This window comes from Mycobacterium sp. PTI7 (genome assembly GCF_056679845.1).
The window spans coordinates 4,675,017-4,698,935 of the sequence record NZ_CM155252.1; the positions used below are offsets into that span (position 1 = coordinate 4,675,017).

The 23,919-nt window shown below is 70.8% G+C and carries 25 protein-coding genes; 6 read left to right on the plus strand and 19 right to left on the minus strand.

Translation table 11 applies throughout. The features are described from left to right. Positions 1 to 161: 161 nt before the first annotated feature. The 5 genes from AC1MEY_RS22610 to AC1MEY_RS22630 are packed head-to-tail and all read right to left on the minus strand — an operon-like array spanning position 162 to position 4,947. Positions 162 to 1,037, minus strand: coding sequence for a polysaccharide deacetylase family protein (locus AC1MEY_RS22610; RefSeq protein ID WP_480227614.1), 876 nt, complete (start codon positions 1,035 to 1,037; stop codon positions 162 to 164). Then, positions 1,034 to 2,017, minus strand: a complete 984-nt coding sequence (speB, locus tag AC1MEY_RS22615) for an agmatinase (RefSeq protein ID WP_480227615.1) — start codon at positions 2,015 to 2,017, stop codon at positions 1,034 to 1,036. Before speB ends, AC1MEY_RS22610 begins: the two co-directional genes overlap by 4 nt. Then, entirely contained in the window at positions 2,014 to 2,778 is a 765-nt protein-coding gene (locus AC1MEY_RS22620) for an SDR family NAD(P)-dependent oxidoreductase (RefSeq protein WP_480227616.1), read from the minus strand. The genes speB and AC1MEY_RS22620 overlap by 4 nt, the downstream gene beginning before the upstream one ends. Then, entirely contained in the window at positions 2,775 to 3,473 is a 699-nt protein-coding gene (locus AC1MEY_RS22625) for an SDR family NAD(P)-dependent oxidoreductase (RefSeq protein ID WP_480227617.1), read from the minus strand. The genes AC1MEY_RS22620 and AC1MEY_RS22625 overlap by 4 nt, the downstream gene beginning before the upstream one ends. Then, positions 3,466 to 4,947, minus strand: a complete 1,482-nt coding sequence (locus AC1MEY_RS22630) for an APC family permease (RefSeq protein ID WP_480227618.1) — start codon at positions 4,945 to 4,947, stop codon at positions 3,466 to 3,468. Before AC1MEY_RS22630 ends, AC1MEY_RS22625 begins: the two co-directional genes overlap by 8 nt. 169 nt (positions 4,948 to 5,116) lie before the next feature. Here AC1MEY_RS22630 and AC1MEY_RS22635 point away from each other — a divergent pair, with 169 nt between their 5' ends. Next, positions 5,117 to 6,472 carry a helix-turn-helix domain-containing protein gene (locus tag AC1MEY_RS22635; protein ID WP_480227619.1) on the plus strand — a complete coding sequence of 452 codons (1,356 nt, stop codon included), beginning with the start codon at positions 5,117 to 5,119 and terminating at the stop codon, positions 6,470 to 6,472. Between the two features lie 15 nt (positions 6,473 to 6,487). Here AC1MEY_RS22635 and AC1MEY_RS22640 read toward each other — a convergent pair whose 3' ends face one another. The 3 genes from AC1MEY_RS22640 to AC1MEY_RS22650 form a co-directional block, all read right to left on the minus strand. Next, positions 6,488 to 6,955 carry a DUF1348 family protein gene (locus tag AC1MEY_RS22640; protein ID WP_480231625.1) on the minus strand — a complete coding sequence of 156 codons (468 nt, stop codon included), beginning with the start codon at positions 6,953 to 6,955 and terminating at the stop codon, positions 6,488 to 6,490. A gap of 87 nt (positions 6,956 to 7,042) precedes the next feature. Continuing rightward, on the minus strand, positions 7,043 to 7,567 hold the full coding sequence (locus tag AC1MEY_RS22645; RefSeq protein ID WP_480227620.1) for a hemerythrin domain-containing protein: 525 nt from the start codon (positions 7,565 to 7,567) through the stop codon (positions 7,043 to 7,045). Positions 7,568 to 7,606: 39 nt separating this feature from the next. After that, positions 7,607 to 7,882 (minus strand): DUF732 domain-containing protein, encoded by a 276-nt coding sequence (locus AC1MEY_RS22650; protein WP_480227621.1) that lies wholly within the window; start codon positions 7,880 to 7,882, stop codon positions 7,607 to 7,609. Positions 7,883 to 8,548: 666 nt separating this feature from the next. Between AC1MEY_RS22650 and AC1MEY_RS22655 the strand changes: the two genes are divergently transcribed. Further along, complete coding sequence (locus AC1MEY_RS22655; protein ID WP_480227622.1) at positions 8,549 to 9,418, plus strand: helix-turn-helix transcriptional regulator; 870 nt, start codon at positions 8,549 to 8,551, stop codon at positions 9,416 to 9,418. Positions 9,419 to 9,518: 100 nt separating this feature from the next. Then, positions 9,519 to 10,469 (plus strand): SDR family oxidoreductase, encoded by a 951-nt coding sequence (locus AC1MEY_RS22660; RefSeq protein WP_480227623.1) that lies wholly within the window; start codon positions 9,519 to 9,521, stop codon positions 10,467 to 10,469. A gap of 46 nt (positions 10,470 to 10,515) precedes the next feature. Here the strand turns inward: AC1MEY_RS22660 and AC1MEY_RS22665 are convergent, their stop codons facing one another. From AC1MEY_RS22665 to AC1MEY_RS22690, 6 genes are read right to left on the minus strand one after another with little or no spacing between them, the layout of a single operon-like run. After that, on the minus strand, positions 10,516 to 11,013 hold the full coding sequence (locus AC1MEY_RS22665) for a hypothetical protein (RefSeq protein ID WP_480227624.1): 498 nt from the start codon (positions 11,011 to 11,013) through the stop codon (positions 10,516 to 10,518). Then, positions 11,010 to 12,329, minus strand: a complete 1,320-nt coding sequence (locus tag AC1MEY_RS22670) for a molybdopterin-dependent oxidoreductase (protein WP_480227625.1) — start codon at positions 12,327 to 12,329, stop codon at positions 11,010 to 11,012. Before AC1MEY_RS22670 ends, AC1MEY_RS22665 begins: the two co-directional genes overlap by 4 nt. Further along, a complete protein-coding gene (locus tag AC1MEY_RS22675; protein ID WP_480227626.1) occupies positions 12,326 to 13,990 on the minus strand; it encodes an ABC-F family ATP-binding cassette domain-containing protein in 1,665 nt (554 codons plus the stop codon). Before AC1MEY_RS22675 ends, AC1MEY_RS22670 begins: the two co-directional genes overlap by 4 nt. A gap of 35 nt (positions 13,991 to 14,025) precedes the next feature. Beyond that, a complete protein-coding gene (locus AC1MEY_RS22680) occupies positions 14,026 to 14,229 on the minus strand; it encodes a zinc-ribbon domain-containing protein (RefSeq protein ID WP_480227627.1) in 204 nt (67 codons plus the stop codon). A gap of 30 nt (positions 14,230 to 14,259) precedes the next feature. Then, entirely contained in the window at positions 14,260 to 15,795 is a 1,536-nt protein-coding gene (locus AC1MEY_RS22685) for a GMC family oxidoreductase (protein WP_480227628.1), read from the minus strand. 29 nt (positions 15,796 to 15,824) lie between these two features. Beyond that, on the minus strand, positions 15,825 to 16,748 hold the full coding sequence (locus AC1MEY_RS22690; protein WP_480227629.1) for an alpha/beta fold hydrolase: 924 nt from the start codon (positions 16,746 to 16,748) through the stop codon (positions 15,825 to 15,827). A gap of 92 nt (positions 16,749 to 16,840) precedes the next feature. Here AC1MEY_RS22690 and AC1MEY_RS22695 point away from each other — a divergent pair, with 92 nt between their 5' ends. Continuing rightward, positions 16,841 to 17,845 carry a 1-aminocyclopropane-1-carboxylate deaminase gene (locus AC1MEY_RS22695; protein ID WP_480227630.1) on the plus strand — a complete coding sequence of 335 codons (1,005 nt, stop codon included), beginning with the start codon at positions 16,841 to 16,843 and terminating at the stop codon, positions 17,843 to 17,845. Positions 17,846 to 17,857: 12 nt separating this feature from the next. Here AC1MEY_RS22695 and AC1MEY_RS22700 read toward each other — a convergent pair whose 3' ends face one another. Continuing rightward, positions 17,858 to 18,520, minus strand: a complete 663-nt coding sequence (locus AC1MEY_RS22700) for a GntR family transcriptional regulator (protein WP_480227631.1) — start codon at positions 18,518 to 18,520, stop codon at positions 17,858 to 17,860. Between the two features lie 107 nt (positions 18,521 to 18,627). Next, a complete protein-coding gene (locus tag AC1MEY_RS22705) occupies positions 18,628 to 19,329 on the minus strand; it encodes a dienelactone hydrolase family protein (RefSeq protein ID WP_480227632.1) in 702 nt (233 codons plus the stop codon). A 103-nt stretch (positions 19,330 to 19,432) separates the two neighbouring features. Here AC1MEY_RS22705 and AC1MEY_RS22710 point away from each other — a divergent pair, with 103 nt between their 5' ends. Continuing rightward, positions 19,433 to 20,254, plus strand: a complete 822-nt coding sequence (locus tag AC1MEY_RS22710; RefSeq protein WP_480227633.1) for a lysophospholipid acyltransferase family protein — start codon at positions 19,433 to 19,435, stop codon at positions 20,252 to 20,254. 3 nt (positions 20,255 to 20,257) lie between these two features. Here the strand turns inward: AC1MEY_RS22710 and AC1MEY_RS22715 are convergent, their stop codons facing one another. Further along, complete coding sequence (locus tag AC1MEY_RS22715; protein WP_480227634.1) at positions 20,258 to 20,917, minus strand: lysophospholipid acyltransferase family protein; 660 nt, start codon at positions 20,915 to 20,917, stop codon at positions 20,258 to 20,260. A 51-nt stretch (positions 20,918 to 20,968) separates the two neighbouring features. Between AC1MEY_RS22715 and AC1MEY_RS22720 the strand changes: the two genes are divergently transcribed. Further along, the gene (locus AC1MEY_RS22720; protein ID WP_480227635.1) at positions 20,969 to 21,955 is read left to right on the plus strand and encodes a glycoside hydrolase family 6 protein; all 987 of its coding nucleotides are present in this window, start codon (positions 20,969 to 20,971) and stop codon (positions 21,953 to 21,955) included. Between the two features lie 320 nt (positions 21,956 to 22,275). Here the strand turns inward: AC1MEY_RS22720 and AC1MEY_RS22725 are convergent, their stop codons facing one another. Beyond that, on the minus strand, positions 22,276 to 22,995 hold the full coding sequence (locus AC1MEY_RS22725; protein ID WP_480227636.1) for a hypothetical protein: 720 nt from the start codon (positions 22,993 to 22,995) through the stop codon (positions 22,276 to 22,278). 10 nt (positions 22,996 to 23,005) lie between these two features. Continuing rightward, positions 23,006 to 23,875, minus strand: coding sequence for an alpha/beta fold hydrolase (locus tag AC1MEY_RS22730; protein WP_480227637.1), 870 nt, complete (start codon positions 23,873 to 23,875; stop codon positions 23,006 to 23,008). Positions 23,876 to 23,919 lie beyond the last annotated feature (44 nt).

The window sequence follows — 23,919 nt, forward strand, 5'->3', positions numbered from 1 at the left end:
AGACGTGCGCCATCGGCAGATCCGCATGCCCGAATCCGGGTGATCTGTCACACACCGCGGTCGGGCGGGCAGTCGACGGCGTCGAAACTCGCCTTTCGTAGACGCCTACTCGCACGTCCGCGCCAAAACGCAACTCTCGCCGCGGCGGCGCGGCGAAACCCTCAGCGCGGGACGTCGGGCGGGGTGATGCTCCGCGGCGACAGGCCCAGCCCGCGAACGTGCTCGGCAATCGCGCCGAGGTTCGTCACCCAGACGTCGTCGTGGTCGAGGACGTAGCGCATCAGGTCGTCGAGTTCGGCGGCGCGCGAGGGGCGGCCGGTCAGGAAGGGGTGGTTGGTGAGCACCCAGCAGCCACCGACGCGGCGCAGCCCGTCGAACTCCAGCTGCCACAGTTCCCTTGCCTTGCGCGGACTTTCGATGAGTCCGCTGCCGGACACGTCGGGCAGGAAGCAGTACTGCTCCCAATCGTCGAGCGCCCACTGGATCGGGATCTCGACGATCGAGCGGTCCGCGCCCGGCGTGATCGCCAGCTCGTAGGGATGGTCGGCGTCCATCAGGCTGGAGTCGTACAGGAAGTCGCGCTCGGCCAGCAGCGCCGGCGTGCGCCACGACAGGTCCCACATCGGCGCCCGGTAACCCACCGGCCGCACCCCGGCCACGTCGGCCAGCGCGGCCAGACCGCGGTCGAGCGCGTCGATCTCCTGCTCGAGGGTCAATGCGGTCGGCTGCTCGTGCAGGTATCCGTGGTGGGCGATCTCGTGGCCGGCGGCGACGATGCTGCGGATCGCCTCGGGGTAGCGGTCGGCGGTGTGGCCGGGCACGAAGAACGTCGACGCGATCTGGTGTCGCTCCAGCAGGTCCAGGATGCGCGGGATCCCGACGAGCGGCCCGTACGCCTGGTGGCTCATCACGCTCATGCGCGCACCGACGGTCTCCAGCGTCCCCGGCGGGCCCCACAGCACCGCGGACTCCGCGTCGACGTCGAACGTGAACGCCGCGGCGGCGGTCTTGCCCTCGGGCCAACGCAATTCGGTCACGAGTCGGCCATCAGGGTGATGAGTTCGTAGGCGATGTTGGCCCCGGCGACGGCGGTGACCTCGGCCTGGTCGTAGGCCGGTGCGACCTCGACGACGTCCGCGCCGACGATGGTCAGCTCGCGCATCGCGCGCAGCACCGCCACCAATTCGCGGCTCGTCATGCCGCCGATCTCGGGTGTCCCCGTCCCCGGCGCGAACGCCGGGTCCAGGACGTCGATGTCGATGGACACGTACACCGGATGGTCGCCGACCCGCTCCAGCACGCGCTCGATCACGCCGTCGACGCCGATGCGGTCGATGTCGCGGCAGTGCACCACGGTGAACCCGAGTTCGGCGTCCTCGAGGAGGTCGGCCCGGTCGTACAGCGAGCCGCGGATGCCGACGTGCGCCGAACGGTCCTTCACCAGGAGGTTCTGCTCCGACGCCCGCCGGAACGGCGTGCCGTGCGTGCAGGGGGCGCCGAAGTAGGTGTCCCACGTGTCGAGGTGAGCGTCGAAGTGCACCAGCGCCACCGGCCCGTGCACGGCGTTGATCGCCTGCAGCGCAGGCAGTGCGATGGTGTGGTCGCCGCCCAGCAGCACGATGCGCTGCTCGGGTCGGGTCAGCAGTCCCAGAACGCCCGCGCGGATCTCGTCCACGGCGGCGTCGATGTCGAACGGGTTGGCGGCGATGTCCCCCGCGTCGACGACCTGCTTCGTCGCGAACGGCGCCACGTCGAGCGCCGGGTGGTACGGCTTCAGCAGTCGCGACGCCTGCCGGATCGCGGACGGCCCGAAGCGCGCCCCCGGCCGGTAGGTCACCCCGCTGTCGAACGGCACGCCCGCGACGGCGATGTCGTAGTCGTCGACCTCGTGGCGCAGCGGGAGCCGCGCGAACGTCCCGATGCCCGCATACCGCGGCACCGCGCGGGCGTCCACCTGACCCACGATGCCGGTCTCGCTCCGAACGTACGGCTGATGCACGTCTGATCCCTTCCTCATGCCCTCGTCCGCGTGGACCCGCCGTTGCACGAGATCACCTGGCCGACGACGGCCTCCATCTCGAAGTCGGCGAGCAGTTCGACCGCCGCCGAGACCTCGTCCGCGATGCCGATGCGGCCCAGCGGAATCGACGACGCGTAGCTGCGGTGCATCTCGGCCAGGTCGACGCCCGCGGCATCGGCGTCCACCTGGAGCTGCGGGGTGTCGGTGACGCCGGGCGCCACCGCGTTGACGATCACGTGTTCGTGCGCCAGTTCGCGGCCCAGCGTCTTCACCAGTGAGATCAGTCCGGCCTTCGAGGCGGCATAGGCCGTCGCACCGGGCCACCCGGTGACACCCCACTCGCTGGAGATCACCACGATGCGACCCGCCCCGACCGCGCGCATGTGCGGCAGCACCGCCTGCACGAGGAAGAACGTGCCACCGAGGTTGGTGTCGACCACCTTCCACCAGTCCGCGTCGTCGTGCTCGGCCAGCGTGGCCATGGTCATGTAAGCGTGGTTCGCCACCAGGACGTCGAGGCGGCCCGCGGCGCGCGCGACGTCGTCGGCGATGCGGCGGCACGCGGCGGGATCGGAGACGTCGCCCGCGGCGGTCAGCCCGCCGATCTCCTCGGCGAGTGCGGTGAGTTCCGGGCCGTCCCGAACGTCGTTGACCGCCACCGTCGCTCCGGCGGCGGCCAGCCGTCGGGCGTGCGCGGCACCCATGCCCCGTGCGGCCCCGGTGACCAGTGTCACCCGGCCGGTCAGGTTCGTGCTCATATGACGGCTCCGGAGTTGACGTTGACGACGTCGCCGACGCTGAACGTCGCGTCGCACACCAGGTATTCGACGCACCGCGCCACCTCCTGCGGGGTGGTCAGCCGGCGCAGGGGCAGCGTGGAGAGGTAGTCCGTTGCGCGCCAGGGTGAGTCGGCGGCCAGCAGCGGGGTGTCCGTCGGTCCGGGTGCCACGCAGTTGACCCGCACGCCGTCGCCGGCGACCTCCGCGGCGAGGCTGCGCACCAGGCCGAGGATCGCGCCCTTCGCCGCGGCGTAGTGCACGTCGTCCCCTCCCCCGCCGATCGCCAGTTCGCTGGCCACGGCGACGAGTGCACCACGCGTCGCCGTCAGGTCGGGCAGCGTCGCACGGGCGACGTTCACCAGCCCGCCGAGGTGGACCCGCAGCATCCGGCGCCACGCGTCGACGCCGATGTCCGACACCGGCGCCATCTCGTAGTAGCCCGCCGACGTCACGACCGCGGCGATCGGCCCGAGCGCGTTCCGCACCTCGGCCACCCCGTCGGCGACGGCGGCCGCGTCCGAGACGTCCACGGCCACGGTGTGTTCGGCGGCCGGGGCCGAGCCGCGGAGGTCCAGGCAGCCGACGGCGAACCCGCGGGCGGTCAGCGCGTCCACCACGGCGGCGCCGATGCCGCTGGCGCCGCCGGTGACGAGCGCGACCGGACGGTCACTCACCGGCGTGGGCCCGGTCGTCGGCCAGCTCGTCGCGCGCCTCCATGTCGTCGACGACGGACGTGCCGACGATCTTCGAGCGCACGCTCGCCAGGACGATCGCCCCGAGCACGCCCAGCACGGCGACGCCGATCCACACCGACCAGTCCAGGTAGCGCTGGTCGAAGGCGACGCGCGGCCAGGCGATGTTGAGGAACTGCAGCGCCGCCCACACCACGGCGATCACCGCGACGGGCACCGTGGCACGGCCGAGTGTGAACCGGCCGGGCGTCCACCCGCGGCGCAGCAGCACCACCAGGAAGCCGATGAGCGGGAACAGGAATGCCAGGTAGAAGCCGCCCGCGGTGAAGTTGACCATCAGCGAGTAGACGTCGCCGGCGACGATGCTCAGCAGGAACAGGCCCGCCCCGATCACCGTGGTCACCAGGATGGCCGTCACCGGGATGCGCGCCTTGCCGCGCAGACGGACCAGCGTGGCCGACGCAGGCAAAGCGCCGTCGCGGGCGTACGCCCAGATGACGCGCGACGCGGAGGTCTGCAGCGCGAGGAAGCTCGCCAGGAAGCCGATCACGAACAGCACCTCGACGGGCTTGGCGATGCCGGCGCCGAGCGCCGTGGTGAGGGTGTCGTACACGGGGTCGGACACCGTGCCGTCGGCCACCGCGCCGAGGTCGGGGATGGCGAGGATGATCGCCAGCGCCGAGTACGCGACCACCACGAAGATGAAGCTGATCGAGAACAGCACCGCCTTGGGCAGGTCGCGACGCGGCTCGTGGACCTCCTCGGCGATGGACCCCGCGGACTCGAAGCCCACGAACGACCAGCCGATGAACGCGACGGCCAGCATGAACGGCCCGGTCAGATAGGCGAGGGTGTCGGTGTCGGCGCCGCCGCCCTCGAACAGGACCGACAGCGAGTTCTGCCGGTGGAACAGCAGCAGCCAGGTGCCGAGCACGATCGATCCGATCACCTCGGCGATGATGCTGCCGACCATGAAGACCTTGAGCGCGCCGCGGCCGACGAGGTTGACCCCGGTGCCCGCCAGCAGGATGAGGAGTGCGATCAGCGCGAGCGTGCCGCCGGACGGCTCCTCGATGCCGATGATGTTCGCGATGAAGCCCGCCGCGCCCAGCGCCACGGTGGCCATCGCGATCACGAGCGTCCACATGTAGCCCCACCCGGCGAACCAGCCGTAGGTGGTGCCGAGCAGGCGGCGCGACCACTGGTAGATCGATCCCTCGAGCGGCCAGCGCGACACCAGCGTCGCGAACACCAGCGCGACCAGGAACTGCCCGGCGAACACCAGCAGGAAGCCCCACCAGAAGCTGGGTCCCGCCGCGGTCAGCGCCAGGCCGAAGATCCCGTACAGCGCGACGATCGGCGAGATGAACGCGAACGCGAAGGCGAACGCCGACCACAGGGAGAATTCCCGCCGCAGTAGGTGTGACTGGTCGGCCGGGCTCGTGGATGACGCCATGTGCTGCTCCCACTGGTAGATGCCGTGTCGAGGGAACGATCCCCCCAGGTCAGTCCATGCGCCAGTCAATCCGCCGAACACGCAGTCATCGCACCGGACGGGCCCGCCGCCTTGGAGGATCGCACAACGCCGACGCCCGCCGGTGTGACGACGGCGTTACGCTCGTCCAATGACGGATCCGGTGCCGGAGGTGTCGGCGGCGCCCACGCTTCGCGACCTCCTGCAGGTGGGGCTGACCGTTCCCGACGGCGCCGCGGCGGCCTTGGACCGGCCCGTCAGCTGGGCGCACATCACCGAGATGCGCGACCCGTCGCGGTACCTGCGGGGCGGCGAGCTGGTGTGCACGGTCGGCATCAGCCTGCAGACCCCACAGGACTGCCGGACCTTCGCCGACGCGCTGGCGGCTGCGGGTGCGGCGGGGGTGTGCTTCGGCGTCGGCGACGGGCACGACGCGGTGCCGCCCGCTCTGCTCGAGCGGTGCGGCCGGCTAGATCTGCCGGTGCTGGTCGCGTCGCCGAGCGTGCCGTTCGCCCGAGTGAGCCGCTTCGTCGCCGAGTACGAGCTGGGCGCCGAGATCGCGGTCGCCCGGGCCACCAATGCCCTGGTGCCCGAACTGCTCTCGGCGCTGCGGCGACACGTGTCCGCACGTGGTCTCCTCGACACCGCGGGCCAGATGCTCAACTGCTACTTCCTGCTCGACACCGACGGCGCGGACGTCGAGGCCGCGGCGGTGTCGGTGGACGTCCCGGGGGTCGGGACGCTGGGCTGGGTGGGCAGCGGCGATCAGCCGGAGCCGCCGCTGCTGGACCTGATCGCCCGGTTCGTCCGCGCCACGCAGGCGCAGCAGGACGTCGAGTCGGCGCTCGCGCGGGAACGCGTCGGCCAGCTGCTCTCACTGGTGGAGCGGCGGATGCTGCTGCCGGACGCGCTGAGCCAGCTGCTGGACTGGCCGGGCTTCGCGGCGGGGACGCTGACGTGTTCGGCCTGGCCGGCGGGTGCGGGTGCGCTGCTGTCGATGGCGATCCCGGATGCGCTGGTCGGCGATGCGCCGGACCTGTGCCTGATGCTGACCACCGACCCACTGGACGCCCGCGACGAACTCTCGCTGCCATCGGGACACTCCGCGTCCGTGCCGCTGACCGAGGTCGGCTCGGCCATCGGTCAGGCGCGCATCGCGCTCGACCTGGCACTGCGCCGCGGCCGGCGCGTGGGGCCCGACCAGCTGAGCACGCTGGAGAGTCTGCTCGAGCAGTTGCCGCTCGCGCAGCTGGCGCCGTTCCGCCAGCAGTTGATCGATCCGCTCGCCGAGATGGACCGACGGCGCGGCACGCAGCACGTCCTGACCCTGCGCGCGTTCCTCGCCGCGAACGGGTCGCTCAGCGAGACGGCGCGACACCTGTACCTGCACACCAACACGGTGCGCCACCGGCTCGGTCGAATCCTCGAACTCACCGGCCGCGATCCGTTGGACAACGACGACCTGGCAGCTTTCTCGATCGGATTGCAGGCGGCGGATCGCAGCTGATCCGCCGGGCTCAGCTCACCGGAGCGGAATGTCCACGCCGCGTTCGTGATCGGGCCGGGGGCCGAAGTAGCGGCGGTCGGCCTCGGTGATGGCGAGGTCGTTGATGCTCGCCTCGCGGCGGCGCATCAGCCCGTTGCCGTCGAATTCCCATAGCTCGTTGCCGTACGAGCGCCACCACTGCCCGGCGTCGTCGCGGCACTCGTACTGGAAGCGGACGGCGATCCGGTCGCCGTGGTAGTCCCACAGGCTCTTGCGCAGTGCGTAGTCGTGCTCCCGGCGCCACTTCGCCGCCAGGAACTCGACGATCTCGGCGCGGCCGGTGACGAACGCGTCGCGATTGCGCCACACGCTGTCCCGCGTGTACGCCCTGCTGACCCGCTCCGGATCACGGGTGTTCCACGCGTCCTCGGCCGCCTGCACCTTCTGGCGTGCCGACTCGAGGTCGAACGGCGGGAACGGCGGTCGTGCGTCGTCGGAGTCCATTCCGACAGCGTGCCCGCCCTGGGCGCGCGTGGCGAGCACCAATCCGTCAGCCACTGCTCCGACGGTGTTCCGGCAACGACGCCCCGGTCAGGAGTTGCGCTCGATGTAGGCGTCGGCGTCCTTGTCCCGATTGTCGATGCCGGTGGTCGTCTCGTGGTCGGAGGTGAAGCGCAGCCACTGCATGCCCAGTTCGTGGCGCAATTCGAGGGAGGCGCTCTTGATGAAGTCCGGCATGGCTTCGCGCTCCTCCTCGTCGAGGTGCTCGCCGTTCTCCTTGCGTGCTTGGAAGACCGCCGCGAACCATTCCTCGCTGCCGGCTTCGTGCCTGCGGGACTCGCGCACCGCGTCGCGGATCGCGTTGTGGTCGGTGATCGCGTCCTCGGTCTCGTCCTCCGGGTCGCCCTCGGGATTGCCCGGGTCATCGCTGCCGCCGTGCTTCAGCAGTGCCGGGTAGAACACCGTCTCCTCGGCCTGCGCGTGCGCGTCCAGTCGATTGCTCAGCGCGTCCCAGATGGCGGCCAGCTCGTCCTTGGTCTTCGCGTCGTCCAGGCGGAAGAACTGCCGACGCAGCCAGTCGTGGTCGGCGTAGACGAGGTCGATGATGTCAGCCATGCCCGGGGATTCACCGGGACGCGGCCCGTCAAACCGGCGTCAGCACCCCAGGTTGGTGGTGGCGCTGGTGACGATCACCATCGCGACCGAGGGGCTCAGGCCCCACTCGTGGTCGATGACGTCGCTGGCATCGGCGGCGGGCTTGCCGGTGTTGATGACCGCGCACGCCCGGTGACCGGCGGCCAGCAGTTGCTGCGGCGTCATGAAGGAGTACCGATCCTCGAGTCCGTGCAGGAACTCGTGACTGTCCGCAGCAGCGGGCGCGGCCTGCGCGAACGCCGCGGCAGTGCCGATGGCGAGGGCGCCGACCGTCACGCCGATTTTGCTGACGACGCGTCCGCGTCCTGACGTGCGATGGCGCTCGGACATGTGCGTGACCCCCGTTGACGGTAGCTGCCAACAGTGTTGTGGCAGAAAGGAAGCGGCGCGCCGGAGCGCGCTACCTCGATATTAACGCCCGGTTCGGCGTGTCCGGGCCGTCCGATTGGTCGCAGGATGCCCTGCCGTGGCCGATCCGAGGACGGTTCGGGCGCGACGACGACTGTCCGACGGTCCTCACCGGGGACCGCAAACCCACCTGGTGGCAACTTCTTTCGCGCATCTCGGGCGAATCGTGGCAAACCCCCGGCGGCTCGCCGAGTTAACTTTCGCCGGTCCGGTGAATGCCCGTCGGGCGGCAGTGGTGTGAGCAGAACGCCGGTCCGACGGGGCAGTGACGTGGGTCACCCTCCAGCACGGTGGGCACGTCCTCCGCGCGGCCACTGCCACTGCACCACAACGTGATCGCTCCTATCGGGTCATGCGCCTGACGGTCGCCGTTCAGGCGGGCGAGCGCGAAAAGGGCAACCATGGCGTGCATCTCCCGATAGCACCGAGTACGCGGTCATCCTGAGACTGGCGTAGTCGTCGCCGACGGGCGCGGATCCGAGCGGGGGAGCCGCGATCCCTGGATCGGATCGCCACCGCGGGGACAATGGCCTCATGGACAGGGGCCAGTTCGCCGACTTCTTGCGCACGCGTCGCGCCGCGCTCGCACCTGCGGACGTGGGCCTGCCCGCCGGCGCCCGCCGCCGGACCATCGGCCTGCGTCGCGAGGAGGTCGCGGCGCTCGCCGTCATCTCCACGGACTACTACGCCCGGATGGAGCAGCGGCGCGGGCCGCAACCCTCACCGGAGGTGCTGTCGTCGCTGGCGCGGGCCCTGCGGCTGTCGCTCGACGAACGGGACCACCTGTTCCGCCTGGCCGGGCACAACGCGCCCGCGCGGGCGGTGGGCGATCACCAGGTCAGCCTGGCGACGATGCGGATCCTCGACCGCCTGGCCGACACCCCGGCGCAGGTGATGTCCGCTCTGGGCGAGACCCTGGTCCAGACGCCTGCCGCTCGGGCTCTGCTGGGTGACGAGACGGCGTTCGAGGGCATGTCCCGCAGCGTGGTGTTCCGGTGGTTCACCGATCCCCACGCGCGACGCGTCTACCCGGAGGAGGACCGCGCGGAGATCGGGCGGCGGTTCGTCGCCGACGCACGCGTCGTCTACGCCCGCGAAGGCGCGACCTCGCGGGCGGCGGACGTCGTGCGGACACTGCTGGACCGCAGTGACGAGTTCGCCACGCTCTGGAAGCGTCACGACGTCATCGCGACGCTCGACCATTCCAAGCGCATCGCACACCCCACGCTGGGCGTCCTCGACGTGCAGTGCCAGATCCTCTACGACGTCGCGCAGTCGCACACGCTGCTGGTGTTCACCGCCGAGCCGGGCACCGAGAGTCACGTCAAGCTCACCGCGCTGGGCGCCGATCCGGACGCGTACTCGCGCGACGACGTGCCGGTGGGATCGCGCGGAGGCGGCTGAGGGGGATCGTCGATCCCTGGACGATCGCCCCCTGAATGCCGTCGGCCGAACCTGGGAGCGTCGGTGGCAGAGGACGCCAACCGCCCGACAGGAGAAGACGATGCCCAGGACGTTCGACGTAGAGGTGCCCGATCTGAGTGGCACGGTGGCCGTGGTCACCGGTGGCAGTGACGGTGTCGGGTTCGGCCTCGCGGGGAGGCTCGCCGCCGCGGGAGCCGAGGTGGTGCTGCCGGTGCGCAACGAGGCCAAGGGCCGGGCCGCGATCGACCGGATCCGGTCGGCGACTCCCGACGCGCGGATCGGTCTCCGCAGGCTGGATCTGTCGTCACTGCAGTCGGTGGCCGATCTCGCCGGGCAGCTGGTCGACGAGGGCCGGCCGATTCACCTCCTGATCAACAACGCCGGCGTGATGAAGCCGCCGCACCGCCAGACCACTGCGGACGGCTTCGAACTGCAGTGGGGCACCAACCATCTCGGCCACTTCGCCCTCACCGTCGGGGTACTGGACCTGTTGCGAGCGGGGCGGGCCCGCGTCACGACGCAGTCCAGCATCGCGGCGGGGTCGCACGCGATCAACTGGGACGATCCGAACTTCGAGAGGTCGTATTCGGTCGACCACGCCTACAGCCAGTCGAAGATCGCCAACCTGATGTTCGGCCTCGAGTTGCAGCGGCGCAGCACCGCGGCAGGGTGGGGCATCACCAGCAACGTCTCGCACCCCGGCATCACCGCGACCAATCTGCTTGCCGCACAACCCCACCTGGGCCGCACCCGCGACACGCTGTCGGTGCGGGCCATCCGGCTGATGTCGCGGCTCGGCCTCACCCAGACCGTCGACCGCGGTCTGCTCCCCGCCCTGTACGCCGCCACCCATCCCGACGCGGTGGGCGGACGGCTGTACGGACCGAGCGGTTTTCAGCACCTCGCCGGTCCGCCTGCGGAGCAGGAGGTCTACCGGCCCGCCGCCGACCCCGACGACGCGGCCCGGCTGTGGCGGCTGTCCGAGGAGCTGGTCGGCCTCACCGTGCCGGACCGCCGACCGCACGCTTGATGAACGCATCGCCCGAGAGCGGGCGCCAACAAGCGTGCGCTCGGCGTCAGTGCCGGCGGGCGCGCACCAGTTGGACGGCGTAGACGACGGCGCTGACGGCGAACATCGCGGCCACCAGCCACAACCACCGACCGAGGAACGGCTCCTGCGTCTGGCCCGTCGCGGTGAGATACGCCGGCCCGCCCTGCTCGATGATGCCGGGAAGGAACACCAGCAGCGTCAACCCGGCGCCCAGCGCGGGCACCCGGACGTAGTTGACGAGCGGCACCCGAGGACCGGCCCCGCGGGCGGGCCGCACGCGTGTCACCGCGACCAACAGCCGGTCGGCCAGCGCGTACACCGGGAACAGCACGAGGTCGTGCAGGATGATCGCGGCCGCGAACCACACCGCGATCGACTGCCACCAGACCTTCGGGTTCCACAGCGCCGTCAGGCCGATCGTGGCGATCACCGCACCGAACAGCGCGAAGCCCGCGATCAGGACGAGCAGGTGCAGCGGGTGCGACCCGTAGATCGCCCGGAAGCGCGACGGTGCGGCGCTCATCGGCCGCCCGCCTCGAAGTCGATGGCGGCGACCCACTTGGTGTTGTGCACGCCGGGCAGCGCCGGGACGATCACGCGGGCGGGATACCCGTGGTCGGGCGACAGGTCGGCGCCGTTGACCCGCAGCGCCAGCAGCGCGTCGGGGTGGCCGACCTGGTTGGCCTGCAACGTGGCGCGGCTGAACGCGCCGCCGCGCTCCAGCGACGACACCCGGGCCGACCGCGGCTCGGGCGCACCGGCCAGCCGGGCGAGGTCGCGCAGCGGCACCCCGGTCCAGGTCTCGGTGGTGGACCATCCCTCGACGCACGCGATCGGCAGGACCGCGGTGCGCTGCGGCATGGCGCTCAGCGCGGCCCGGTCCAGGACCACCGGGGTGGGACCGCCGTTGAGGGTCAGCCGCCACCCGTCGCCGGTGCTCCTCGGGTCGATGCGCGCGGCCGCCGCGGTCCGGTTCACCTGGAAGTCGTTGGGTCCGTCGCCACGGGTCCGGCCGCGCGGCAGCAGCAGCGCGGTCTGGCGCGTCCACCCGCCGAGGGTCTGCCCGGCGGTGAGCACCGCGATCAGGAGGGTGCCGCCGCCGACCAGTGCCAGCGCACCGCGCCTGCTCATCGTCGGCGGCGCGGGGTCCACGCTCACCAGACCGTCGGGTTCGTACGGTTCGGGACGGGTGTCGGCGCGGCTGGTGCGCATCACCTCCCGCATGGACCGCGACCGCAGACCGGCCCACATCCGCGGCAGCTTGATCGCGACGTGCACCACGAAGCCCGCGATGAACACCCACGCGCCGAAGTAGTGGGCGGTGTAGAAGCTGAACCCGAAGATGTAGTCGTACTGGATGTTCAGCACGCCGGTGACGATCTCGAACAGGATGCCGCCGACCAACATGAACAGCGACACCCGCTCGATCAGCTGGGCGATCGACCGCGTGGGCGGCCATGCGAAGAGCCGCGGGATGACCGACCAGAGCTTGGCCAGGACCAGCGGGATGAGGATGAGACCCAGGCCGACGTGCAGGCCCTGGTTCAGCCGGTACAGCCACGACGGGTCGGTGGGCCAGTCGAACGTCGGCAGCTTGAGGAAGCCGACGTCGCCGGGCATGGCCTGGCCGAACTGCGGTCCGTAGGCGATGTAGGACAGCAGGCCGGTGATCGTCACGATGGGCAGCGCCACCAGCAGCACGGAGCCGAACACCGACGTCAGCCAGAGACCGCGCAGCGGACTGCGCCACCGCGGGAGTCGGTTCGGGCCGGACGGCGGCCCGGCGGCGTCGGGTTCCGGGGTGTCGCGTTCCGGGATGTCGGGCTCGGTGTCCGTCATGACTCGCTGACCTTCCCGCCGTCGACCGCCCACGTGCGGTCCACCCGGACGTTCTGCAGCATCCGGCGATCGTGGGTCACCAGCAGCAGGGCGCCGTCGTAGGACTCGAGCGCCTGCTCGAGTTGCTCGATCGCGGCGAGGTCGAGGTGGTTGGTCGGCTCGTCGAGGACCAGCACGTTGGTGCCGCGGGCCTGCAGCAGGGCGAGACCGGCACGCGTCCGCTCGCCCGGCGAGAGGTCGTCGACCGTGCGCTCCACGTGGTCGGCCCGCAATCCGAACTTGGCGAGCAGGGTGCGCACGTCGGCCGTCGTCCACGTCGGCACGCGTTCCTCGAAGCGGTCGACGAGGGTGGCGCTGCCGGTGAAGTCCGCACGCGCCTGGTCGATCTCGCCGATCGCGACGTTGGCGCCCAGGCTGGCGCGGCCCTCGTCCGGGCTCTGCCGGCCGAGGAGCAGCCGCAGCAGCGTCGACTTGCCCGCGCCGTTGGGGCCGGTGACGGCGATCCGCTCGCCGGCGTCGATCTGCAGCGAGACCGGCCCGAGGACGAAGTCGCCCTGGCGCACGACGGCGTTCTCGAGCGTCGCCACCACCGAACTCGACCGTGGCGCAGCGCCGATGGTGAACTCGAGCGTCCACTCCTTGCGCGGCTCGACGACCTCCTCCATGCGGGCGATGCGGCTCTCCATCTGCCGGACCTTCTGCGCCTGCTTCTCGCTCGACTCGGTCGCGGCCCGGCGCCGGTTCTTGTCGTTGTCGGGTGCCTTGCGCATCGCGTTGCGGACGCCCTGGCTCGACCACTCGCGCTGCGTGCGCGCCCGGGCGACGAGATCGGCCTTCTTGTCGGCGAACTCGTCGTACTGCTCTCGCCGGTGCCGGCGTGCGACGTCACGCTCCTCCAGGTAGCTCTCGTAGCCGCCGCCGAACACCGTGGTGGTGTTCTGCGCCAGATCGAGTTCGAGGACGCGGGTCACGCAGCGCGCCAGGAACTCCCGATCGTGGCTCACCAGCACCACGCCGCCGCGCAGCTCGCGGACGAACTGCTCGAGCCGGGCCAGCCCGTCGAGGTCGAGATCGTTGGTCGGCTCGTCGAGCAGGACCACGTCGAATCGCGACAGCACCAGCGCCGCCAGCCCCACCCGCGCCGCCTGCCCGCCCGACAGCGCGGTCATCGGCGTCGTGTCCGGCCGCACCACCCCGGTGTCGAGCCCCAGGTCGGCCAGCACGACCGGCAGTCGCTCGTCGAGGTCGGCCGCGCCGGTCGCGAGCCAGTGGTCCAGCGCCGTCGAGTAGGCCGCCGCCGGGTCGACGCCGGGGGGCGCGCTGTCCGGGTCGGCGAGGAAGGCCGCCGCGGCGTCCATGGCAGCGGTGGCGGCGGCGCAACCCGTCCGGCGCGCGATGTAGCCCGCCACCGATTCGCCGGGCACCCGCTCGTGCTCCTGCGGCAGCCAGCCGACGAAGGCGTCCGCCGGCGCCAGGCTGACCACGCCGTCGAGCGGCGGCAGGTCACCGGCCAGGATACGCAGCAGGGTGCTCTTGCCCGCGCCGTTCGCGCCCACCACCCCGACCACGTCGCCCGGCGCGACCGTCACGTCGACGCCCTCGAACAGGGTGCGGTGGGCGAACCCACCGGCCACGTCCTTCGCGACGAGCGTTGCGGTCATGGTGTCCATCGTCGCACTACCGACGGTGGTGACGCTCAGACCGCCAGGGCAGCCCCGCAGATGCCGCACATCTCGAACTCGCGGCGCTTCCACCGCGCGATCGGGACGAAGAACAGCGAGAACTGCTTGAACTCCCGCATCCGCGACCACTGCGTCGAGTTGTGACAGCGCGGGCAGGTCCGCACCTCCCCCGCGCCAAGGTGCTTCTGCTTGGTGCCGTAACCGAAGAAGAGCAACATGACTCCAGGGTAGGTGCGGCCCGTCCTCTCCTAGGCCGGCCGACGGATGAGGTCGGCGGCCTTCTCGCCGATCATGATCGTGGCGGCGTTGGTGTTGACCGACACGACGGTGGGCATCACCGAGGCATCGGCCACCCGCAGTCCCTCCAGACCGCGCACCCGCAACGCCGGGTCCACCACCGCCTCCTCGCCGACGCCCATCGCGCACGTGCCCGCCGGGTGGTAGTAAGTGCTGGTGCCGCGGGCCACGAACTCGCGCAGTGCGCGCTCGTCGGTGACGTCGGGACCCGGCAGCACCTCCCGCCCACGCCACGGCGCGAACGGCTCGGTGGCCACGATCTCGCGCGCGAGGTCCACGCCCAGCAGCATGCGCCGCACGTCCGACTCCGTCCCCAGGTAGTTGGGATCGATCGCCGGCGGCGCCGTCGGATCGGGCCCGGTGAGGCGGATGGACCCGCGCGCCTCGGGCACCAGCGCGACGCCCACCGTGAAGCTGTTCGCCGGGGCGGTCAGGTGCCCCGGGTGGAACGGCACGTGGATGAACATCAGCTGCATGTCGGGACCGGCCAGCGAGGGGTCGCTGCGCCAGGACAGTGATGCCTCGGCGTGGTTGGTCCGGCCGGCGGGAATCGGTCGGGCCGCCTCGTACACGACGCCGCACAGCGGATGGTCGTGCAGGTTGCGGCCCACGCCGGGCAGATCGTGCCGGACGGCGACCCCGGCAGCGTCGAGTTCGGCCGCCGACCCGATGCCGGACAGGAGCAGCAGCCGCGGCGAGTCGACCGCGCCGGCGCTGACGATCACCTCGGCGTCGGCGTGGGCGGTGACGACCGCACCGTCGCGGAGGAAGTCGACTCCTACGCAGCGGTTCCCGTCGAAGCGCAGCGTCCGTGCCCGCGACCCCGTCGACACCGTCAGGTTCGGCCTGCCACCGCGCACCGGGTGCAGGTACGCGGCGGCGGCGCTCTGCCGGAGTCCGCCGGTGACCGACAGGTCGTGCCAGCCGGCCCCCTCGGGGAAGGCGCCGCTGAAGTCGTCGGTCAGCGGGAAGCCCGCCGCACCGGCGCCGTCGAGGAACACCTGCGACAGCGGGTTCGCCTCCGCCTTCGACACCGGAGCCGGACGCATCGGCCCGTCGACACCGCGGTAGCGGGAGTCCGCTCCATGGGCCGTCTCCATGCGACGGAAGTAGGGCAGGACGTCCGCGTAACCCCAACCCCCGCAACCCGACTCGGCCCACCGGTCGAAGTCGGCCGGGTGCCCGCGCAGGTACACCATCGCGTTGATGCTGCTGGAGCCGCCCAGGGTGTGGCCGCGCGGCCAGTCGTGGGCGAGGCCGTCGGTGCCGTTCTGCGGGACGGTCGCATACGAGTAGTCGACCTGGCTGCCCCACAGCGACGGCCACGCTGGGGGCGCGGCGATCTCCGCCATCGTGTCGGCCGGCCCGGATTCGAGGAGCAGGACGCGCACGTCCGGATCCTCGGAGAGGCGGGTGGCGATGACGCATCCGGCCGAGCCGGCGCCGATCACCACGTAGTCGTAGTGCTGAGAGTCGTTCGTGGACATGCTGTCGTGCTCCTTGGATGTAGTGGTGGTCACGGCGCCGTGGTGCGGGCGGCCTCGTCGATCAGGTCCGCGACGGCGTCGGGTTGCGACACCGTGACCGCATGCGACGCGGCGACCTCCACGGTGTGGGATCCGGCGCGTTCGCCCATGAAGCGCATGGACTCGGCGGGGATCGCGAGATCCTCTGTGGTGACGAGGTTCCACGACGGGATCGTCTTCCACGCCGCCCGCGTCGCGGGCTCGTTGAGGGCGGCCTCGGTGATGGGTCGCTGCGTGGCGGCCATCAGGTCGGCGACGTCCTCGGGGACGTCCGCGGCGAAGACGTTCCGGAATTCGTCCTGCTTGACGTAGAGATCGGTGCCGCTGCCGCCGTTCGGCAGCGGGAAGGGCACCGGATCGAGCGCCGGCCCGAGCTTGGCGCCGGGGAACTTGGCGGCCAGCTGCGAGGTGGTCTCGCCCTGGTCGAGCAGGAAGCTGGCGACGTACACCAGCGCCGTGACGTCCCGATCCCCGTCGGCCGCCTCGCTCATCACCGAGCCGCCGTAGGAGTGGCCCGCCAGCACCACCGGGCCGGCGACGCCGTCGATCACGCTGCGGAGGTAGTCGGCGTCGGCGCGCAGACCGCGCAGCGGGTTGGCGGCCGCGATCACCGGGTAGCCGTCGGCCTCCAGGTTGGCCACCACGCCGTTCCAGCTGGAGGAGTCGGCGAAGGCGCCGTGCACCAGCACCACTGTCGGCTTGACCGCGGCGGCGGGCTCCTCGGCCGAGACGGCGCTCGGCCCGGTCGACGGCTGGGATTCGGCGGGTGTGGTGCCGGACGTGCTGCAGCCCGCGAGTGACAGTGCGAGCGCCGCGCCGGTGATGAGTCCTGGCCTGACGTGGAACACGAGTACCTCCGATGTGTCGGCGGCCCCGATGGCCGCGTCGTCGAACCAGAACGCGATATATTGCATATCAATTCCTCGGCACCTGCGGTCGCACTCGTCGACATCAGCCGATATATTGCATATTTACGTTGTCCGCCACCGTCAGGAGCACCACGCGCATGTCCATCCACGACTTCGAGCGGTATCCCCTCACCTTCGGACCGAGCCCCGTCCACCCGCTCCCCCGACTGAGTCGCCACCTGGGCGGCGCCCAGATCTGGGCCAAACGCGAGGACGTCAACTCAGGACTTGCGTTCGGCGGCAACAAGACCCGCAAGCTCGAGTACCTGGTGCCCGACGCCCTCGCCAGCGGCGCGGACACACTGGTCTCCATCGGCGGTGTGCAGTCGAACCACACCCGTCAGGTCGCCGCCGTCGCGGCCACGCTCGGCATGCGCGCGGTCCTGGTGCAGGAGAAGTGGGTGGACTGGCCCGATCCGATCGCCGACAAGGTGGGCAACATCCTCCTCTCGCGGATCATGGGCGCCGACGTCCGACTGAACGCGGCCGGCTTCGGCATCGAGTTCAAGGACAGCTGGCACGAGGCGATCTCCGACGTCGAGCGGGCCGGCGGGACGCCGTACGCCATCCCCGCCGGCGCATCCGACCACCGACTCGGCGGCCTCGGATTCGCGAACTGGGCCTACGAGGTGGAACGACAGGAGGAGGAACTCGGGGTCTTCTTCGACACGGTCGTCGTCTGCAGCGTCACCGGTTCCACCCACGCCGGCATGATCGCGGGCTTTGCCGGCCAGCGGCGCCCCCGTCGCGTCATCGGCATCGACGCCTCCGCGAAGATCGAGGCGACGCGAACCCAGGTCGAGCGCATCGCCCGCAACACCGCCGAACTCATCGGGCTCGGCCGCGACCTCCGCGACGACGAGATCACCGTGCTCGAGGGATGGGCCGGCGAGTCGTACGGGATACCGGTCGCCTCCACGATCGACGCCATCAGGCTCACCGCCGGACTCGAGGGCGTCATCCTCGACCCGGTCTACGAGGGCAAGTCGATGGCGGCGCTCGTCGACCTCGTCGGCTCCGGCCAGATCGACGCCGGGTCCACGGTCCTGTTCGCACACCTGGGCGGCCAACCCGCCCTCAACGCCTACAGCGGCGTGTTCTGAGGTAGCCGGCTCCTACAGTTCCTCGACGCCCATCAGGAGCGAGAGCGTCTCCCAGTTGTGCTGCGTCGCTTCGGCTGCGCCGTCCGCGTCGCCGCGGCGGCACATGCTGATGATCCGCTTGTGCTGCGCGATCGACTGCCGGCCGGTGAGCGAGGAGAAGCGCCGGAACTCGAGTCGCCGCAGCACCGGGGTCACCTGTTCGAGCACGCCCGGGATCACCTCGTTGCGGCTCGCGACCACCGCGACCCCGTGGAACTCGTCGTCGGCGCGCATCGCCGCGGCCGCGTCCTCGGCGGTGAACGCCGCGGCGAAGTCCTTGTTCGCCTCCACCATGGCGGCGATCTCGGTCTTCCCCATCAGCGGAACCGCGATGCGGACGGCGAGTGCGTGCATCGTCGCGGCCACCGCCTGCGCATCGAACACCGCCTTGCGCTCGATCGTCGACACCACTGTCGAGCGCCCAGGCAGCGTGTGCACCAGCCCGGCCGCCTCCAGCCGCGCCACCGCCTCCCGGATCGGCGTGCGGCTGATGCCCAGCCAGTTCTCGAGTTCGGGGTCGCGCAGCTTCTCCCCCGGCGCCAGCGTGCCGCTGATGATCGCGTCGCGCAGCGAGACGTAGGCCTGCTCCCGCAGGAGCGACCTCCTGTGCTTTCCCTGCTCGTCGGGCACCGGCATGCAAAATACGGTATCCGAGACGTCGCGTCCGCGACGTCATGACGTCGACTGTGGTCATGCCCCCACGGTCGGTCCTCCCACAGGGGGAGGGTCAAGCGGCGAACTCGTCAGACCAGGTGACGCCCGAAGAACGCCAGGATCCGGTCCCACGCGTCGTCGGCCTGTGCGGTCGAATGATGCAGTCCGGCAATGCGTTCGACCACCCGAACCGGCGGCGGAGTGCCCCACTCGTTCATAAAGCTGTGGCCGACGCCCGCATACTCCTTGATGTCCCGGTCGACTCCGCTGGGCGCCAAACTTTCCTCCAGCTTGTCCGCCGCACCCGGCAGCAGCCGGTCGTCGGCGCCGTAGCTGGCCACCAGTGGACACGATCGCGTCGGCACCCCGGTGGCGGGCGGGAACGGACCGTAGTTGGGCGCCGTGGCGTCGAACACGCCGCGGTCGGCGAGCAGGAAGCAGAATCCGCCGCCCATGCAGAAGCCGGCCGAGCCCACCTTCCCGGTCGTCCTGTCGTCGGCGCGCAGCGCCTCGGCGGCGGCGACGATGTCGTCGACCGCCGAGCCCGTCCCCGTCGCGAGGGAGCGGAAGACGCTGACGATGCACGCCGGCTTGAAGCCGCGGGCGAATAGCGCGGGCGCGAACGCCAGGTAGCCGTTCGCGGCGAAGCGATCGGTGATGCGGCGGATGTCGTCGTTCAGCCCGAAGACCTCGTGCAGGACGACCACCGCCGGCCACGGGCCGACCCCTGCCGGTACGGCGACGTATCCGGGCAGACGCCCGTCCGCGGTCTCGAGTCCATCGTCGGGCATGGCAGGTCCTCCTCGTCGCAGTCGGCGAGTGCACTACCCGCTCCGGGCGGTACCTGAACCCGGCCGGGGTTTACCGCTCCCGTCCCAGGCAATAGCGACTCAGGTGACCGACGTCGAGATCGCCGGGGTTCCCGAGCCGCCGACGGCGCGGACGCTGGCCCGCGTCTCGCGAGTGCTGCGGCCGGTGCGGCGCCTGATCAATCCGAAGGTCTACGGCGCGGAGAACCTGCCCGAGCGAGGGGCGCTGCTGGTGGGCAACCACACGCTGCTGGGACTGCTCGACTCCCCGCTGCTGCTCGCCGAACTGTGGGACCGCGGCGTCCAACCGCGGATCATGGGCAATCACGCGCACTTCAAGCTGCCGCGGTGGCGGGACCTGTTGTCCGCGATCGGCGTCGTGCCCGGCACCCCGGCGATGGCCGAGGAGTTGATGCGCCGCGGCGAGACGATCCTGGTGTTCCCCGGTGGCGGTCGCGAGGTCGCGAAGCGCAAGGGCGAGAAGTATCAGCTCATCTGGGAGAACCGGATGGGCTTCGCCCGGCTGGCGGTCAAGTACGGCTACCCGATCGTCCCGTTCGCGTCGGTGGGCGCTGAAGACTCGCTTGACGTCGTCGTCGACACCGACCACCCCTGGATGGCGCCTGCGGTGCGGTACTTCGAGAAGGTGTCGGGCAGCCCCGACCTGTTCCCGATCGTGCGGGGCATCGGCCCGACGCCCATCCCGCGCCCCGAACGGCAGTACTACTGGTTCGGCGAGCCCATCGACGTCGGCGCCATCGGGACCACCGACGATCGCGCCGTCACGGACGTCCGGGACCGGACGAAGGCGGCGATCGAGTCGGGCATCGAGTTCCTGCTCGCCGAGCAACGCGCGGATCCGAACCGGTCGGTCCGTCGCCGACTGTTCGGTCCGGAGCGCCGCTGACGATCAGGCGCCGGGCACCTCGAGCGTGGTGATCCGTCGCTCCACCTCGACGAGCAGCCCGTCCACCGAGTGGAAGTCGGCGGGGTCGATGGGCTCACCGAACAGGACGTGCACGGTGTGTCCGAACGACGGGAACCGCCGGTCCAAGGGCAGCACCAGGTTGGCGCCGACGAGTCGGACCGGGATGATCGGCACGCCGGTCCGCTTGGACAGCACCGCGACGCCGGGCCGGTACGGGGCCACCTCACCGGGCCGCACGCAGCGCTGCTCGGGGAAGATGCCGACCAGCGCGCCGTCCTCCAGGGCGTGCGTGGCGGCCTCCATCGCCTGCCGGCCGGACTCCGGGTCGCCGCGGACGACGGGGATCTGGCCGAGGACCTCGACGAGCCAGCGGGTCAGCGGCGACTTCCACAGTTCCGCCATCGCCATCGCGATGGCCTGCCGCCGCAGCGCCGCGAGGAGGAACAGCACGTCGATCATCGAGGTGTGGTTGGCGGCGAGCAGGACCGCGCCCTCCTGCGGCACCACGTCGGCGCCGACGATCCTGGTCCGGATGATCCGCGTGAAGCCCAGCGTCCACAGGACCAGGCGGATGGACCAGGTCACCAGCGAGGCGCGCTTGCCCAGCCCGCGCGACCGCGGTCGTCGCGACTCTTCCGCCACGGGACCCCCTCCGGTTTGGCGCTCGGTTCGCCGCCACCCTATGTTTTTGGCGTGACGTTCTCAGCTGTTGCACGGTGGATCTCCCCCTTCCTGGCCGTCGCGGCCGTGGCCGCCGTCGGCGTGGTCGCCGAACCGGCGCCGTCCGCGCCCACCCCGGCGGTCCGCCTGGCAGCCGACGGCAACCCGTTGGGCGGGCTGCCGTTCTACGTCAACCCCGACTCGAAGGCCCGTCGCGCCGCTGCCGGCGCAGGCAGCCCGCAGCTCGACGCGATCGCCAACACGCCGACGGCGTACTGGATGGACAACCGGTCCACCCCCGCCGTCGACGCCAAGTACATCGCGACGGCCCAGGCCGCGGGCACCATGCCCGTCCTGGCGCTCTACGCGCTGCCCCACCGTGACTGCGGCAGCTTCGCCGCGGGCGGGTTCGGCTCGGCGGGCGCCTACAAGGGCTGGATCGACGGGGTCGCGGGCGCCATCGGCGGCGGCCCGGCCGCGGTCATCCTCGAGCCCGATGCGCTCGCCATGGCCGACTGCCTGTCCGGCGACCAGCGCCAGGAGCGCTTCGACCTGATGAGCTACGCCGTCGACACGCTCACCCGCAACCCCGCCACCGCCGTCTACGTCGACGCGGGCCACTCCCGCTGGACCGCCGCAGGTGAGATGGCGAACCGGTTGAACCAGGTCGGCGTCGCGAAGGCGCGCGGCTTCAGCCTCAACACCGCCAACTTCTTCACCACCGAGGAGGAGATCGGCTACGGCGACGCGATCTCCGGCATGACCGGCGGCAAGCCCTACGTCATCGACACCTCGCGCAACGGCGCCGGCCCGGCCGAGGGCGAGTACTACTGGTGCAACCCGAGCGGCCGCGCCCTCGGCGTCACCCCGACTGCGAACACCGGCAACGGCAACATCGACGCCTTCCTGTGGGTCAAGCGTCCCGGCGAGTCGGACGGCTCGTGCGGTCAGGGCGAGGCGTCGGCGGGCACCTTCGTCAACCAGTACGCGATCGACCTCGCGCGCAACGCGGGCTGGTAGGTCGCCCGGCGGGCGTCCGGCCCGCTCGCCGTCGAGATAGCACTGACGGTCGTGATGTGCGAGTGGCAGCAGCCACCAGCGCTATCTCGACGCAGCGAGCCCGAACCGCCGGCCCGCCACCCGACCATGTGCGCTCCCCCACGCGTCAACGAATGATGACGCACCGGGGAGCGACACCCCCGTCCTCGCCGGGGCGCAAGCGTCAACCACAGGAGTCGGTCGCGTCGTCGTTGACGGCGTGGGTCAGCACCTCGACGTCGACGAATCGGTCCTCGGCGTAGCGAGATGTCGGTGTTCTCGTGTTCGGATTCCCCCGCAGGTCAGTCGACGGTGACGTCGGTCAACTCGATCGAGACGACGAGCTGGTCGGGGACGGGGTGGTTCTGGTCGTCGCGGACGTAGATCATGCGGGTGCGGGGGATGACGAGGCCGTCGACCTCGTCGAAGTCCGAGACGTAGTGCGCCGCTGGCGATCCACCGGCGATGTCGACCTGGTAGTCGCGACGGCGGATCAAGCCGTCGTCGTCGACGTACAGGATCTGGTGCGGGCTGTGCGTGGCGATGGTGTCGGGGTAGTCGACGTGCAGCCGCCGCCACCGCTGACCGTCCTCGGTCCACGGCTCACCCTCCTCGGTGCGCACACCGGGCAGCAGGAGGTTGAACGGCTCGGCCGTGTAGGTCCACATCGCATAGCCGGTGAAGTACGCCAATTGGAGCGAACTCCAGGGGGTTTCGAGGACATGACCGTCGAAGGACGCCCGCGGATGCTCGAGCACCTGGACGACGTCGCCGTCGCGGGTCTCGATGCCCACCCGCTCCGGCGTGTAAGCCGTGACGAGGTCGTCCTCGGTGAAGGGCCGCAGTGACGTGCGCTGGTCCTTGACCCACACCGTCACCTCGCCGTCGTCGACGATGCCGGGCACCTGCTTGATGTCCCAGATGGCACCGCCGAAGCGCTTGTGCGCGCTGACCGAGTTGAGTTGATTCCAGCGCTCGCTGCCGCCATAGGCCTGCAGGATCGTGGAGAGCACGTCCGGCACGTCGTCTCCCCTACCGGCCGAGGAACTGTCGGACGTGCTGGCCGAACTCGACCGGATACTGATCCAGGAAGCCGTGTCCGGCGTCGGGGTACAGGCGCAGCTGCGCTCCCGAGATCCGCTCCGCCAGCAGATGGCTGTTGGAGGTAGACATCATCGTGTCGTCGTCGCCGTTCGCGACGAACGTCGGCTGGGTGATGGCAGACAGCCGCTCCAACTGCGACGAGTCGGGGATGCCCCACGTCATCAGGGCCTGGTACTGCGCGTCCCGGCAGCCGAGCGTCGTCTCGGGATCGCGGTCTTCGGTACGAGCGTGGGTCCGGGCGAGATACTCCCACCCACGCCTCGTGCTCTCCTCGGAACCGGAGAAGAACAGCGAGATGAAGTCGTCCGGCGCCGTCACGTCCCCGCATGCCCAGGCGTAGACGTCGTCCGACCACCGGTGCAGCTTCGGCGCGCCCCGCGGTGCGGTACCCGCGAGGACGTGCCGGCGCACCAGCCGCGGTCGCACCAGGGCAATCTCCTGCGCGATGTGACCGCCGAGCGAGAAGCCGAGCACGTCGATGGTTCGCAGGCCCAGCGCGTCGACGAATGCCAGTGCCTGGCGGGTCATGTCGTTGACGTTGTCGGGGGTGACGCCGGTCGAGCCCCCGACGCCCGGCAGGTCGACCGTGATGACCTCGCGGTTGACGGCCAGCACGTCGAGCAGTGCCGGGTCCCAATAGTCGAGGTTGCCGCGGAAGTGCTGCAGCAGCAGCAGTGGCGGCACCGTGGCCGAGACCGTGCCCATCCGCCGGTATGCGTAGGTCTCCTGGCCGACGTCGAGTCGGCGATTGGGCGCGGTCGCAGACCCTGTCGTGTCTATCGCGGTGTCGATGCTCAAGCGTGGGACTCCCTGGGTGAGGACGAAAGGCGTGCGTCCTCACG

Bases quoted from the DNA above. Each gene is read 5' to 3' on its own strand.
- AC1MEY_RS22700 (WP_480227631.1), bottom strand. From the start codon at position 18,520: ATGCCGGTGCCCGACGAGCAGGGAAAGCACAGGAGGTCGCTCCTGCGG.
- AC1MEY_RS22635 (WP_480227619.1), top strand. From the start codon at position 5,117: ATGACGGATCCGGTGCCGGAGGTGTCGGCGGCGCCCACGCTTCGCGAC.
- AC1MEY_RS22690 (WP_480227629.1), bottom strand. From the start codon at position 16,748: ATGCAATATATCGCGTTCTGGTTCGACGACGCGGCCATCGGGGCCGCC.
- AC1MEY_RS22695 (WP_480227630.1), top strand. From the start codon at position 16,841: ATGTCCATCCACGACTTCGAGCGGTATCCCCTCACCTTCGGACCGAGC.
- AC1MEY_RS22705 (WP_480227632.1), bottom strand. From the start codon at position 19,329: ATGCCCGACGATGGACTCGAGACCGCGGACGGGCGTCTGCCCGGATAC.
- AC1MEY_RS22630 (WP_480227618.1), bottom strand. From the start codon at position 4,947: ATGGCGTCATCCACGAGCCCGGCCGACCAGTCACACCTACTGCGGCGG.
- AC1MEY_RS22670 (WP_480227625.1), bottom strand. From the start codon at position 12,329: ATGACGGACACCGAGCCCGACATCCCGGAACGCGACACCCCGGAACCC.
- AC1MEY_RS22645 (WP_480227620.1), bottom strand. From the start codon at position 7,567: ATGGCTGACATCATCGACCTCGTCTACGCCGACCACGACTGGCTGCGT.
- AC1MEY_RS22655 (WP_480227622.1), top strand. From the start codon at position 8,549: ATGGACAGGGGCCAGTTCGCCGACTTCTTGCGCACGCGTCGCGCCGCG.
- AC1MEY_RS22620 (WP_480227616.1), bottom strand. From the start codon at position 2,778: ATGAGCACGAACCTGACCGGCCGGGTGACACTGGTCACCGGGGCCGCA.
- speB (WP_480227615.1), bottom strand. From the start codon at position 2,017: ATGAGGAAGGGATCAGACGTGCATCAGCCGTACGTTCGGAGCGAGACC.
- AC1MEY_RS22640 (WP_480231625.1), bottom strand. From the start codon at position 6,955: ATGGACTCCGACGACGCACGACCGCCGTTCCCGCCGTTCGACCTCGAG.
- AC1MEY_RS22675 (WP_480227626.1), bottom strand. From the start codon at position 13,990: ATGACCGCAACGCTCGTCGCGAAGGACGTGGCCGGTGGGTTCGCCCAC.
- AC1MEY_RS22665 (WP_480227624.1), bottom strand. From the start codon at position 11,013: ATGAGCGCCGCACCGTCGCGCTTCCGGGCGATCTACGGGTCGCACCCG.
- AC1MEY_RS22685 (WP_480227628.1), bottom strand. From the start codon at position 15,795: ATGTCCACGAACGACTCTCAGCACTACGACTACGTGGTGATCGGCGCC.
- AC1MEY_RS22680 (WP_480227627.1), bottom strand. From the start codon at position 14,229: ATGTTGCTCTTCTTCGGTTACGGCACCAAGCAGAAGCACCTTGGCGCG.
- AC1MEY_RS22660 (WP_480227623.1), top strand. From the start codon at position 9,519: ATGCCCAGGACGTTCGACGTAGAGGTGCCCGATCTGAGTGGCACGGTG.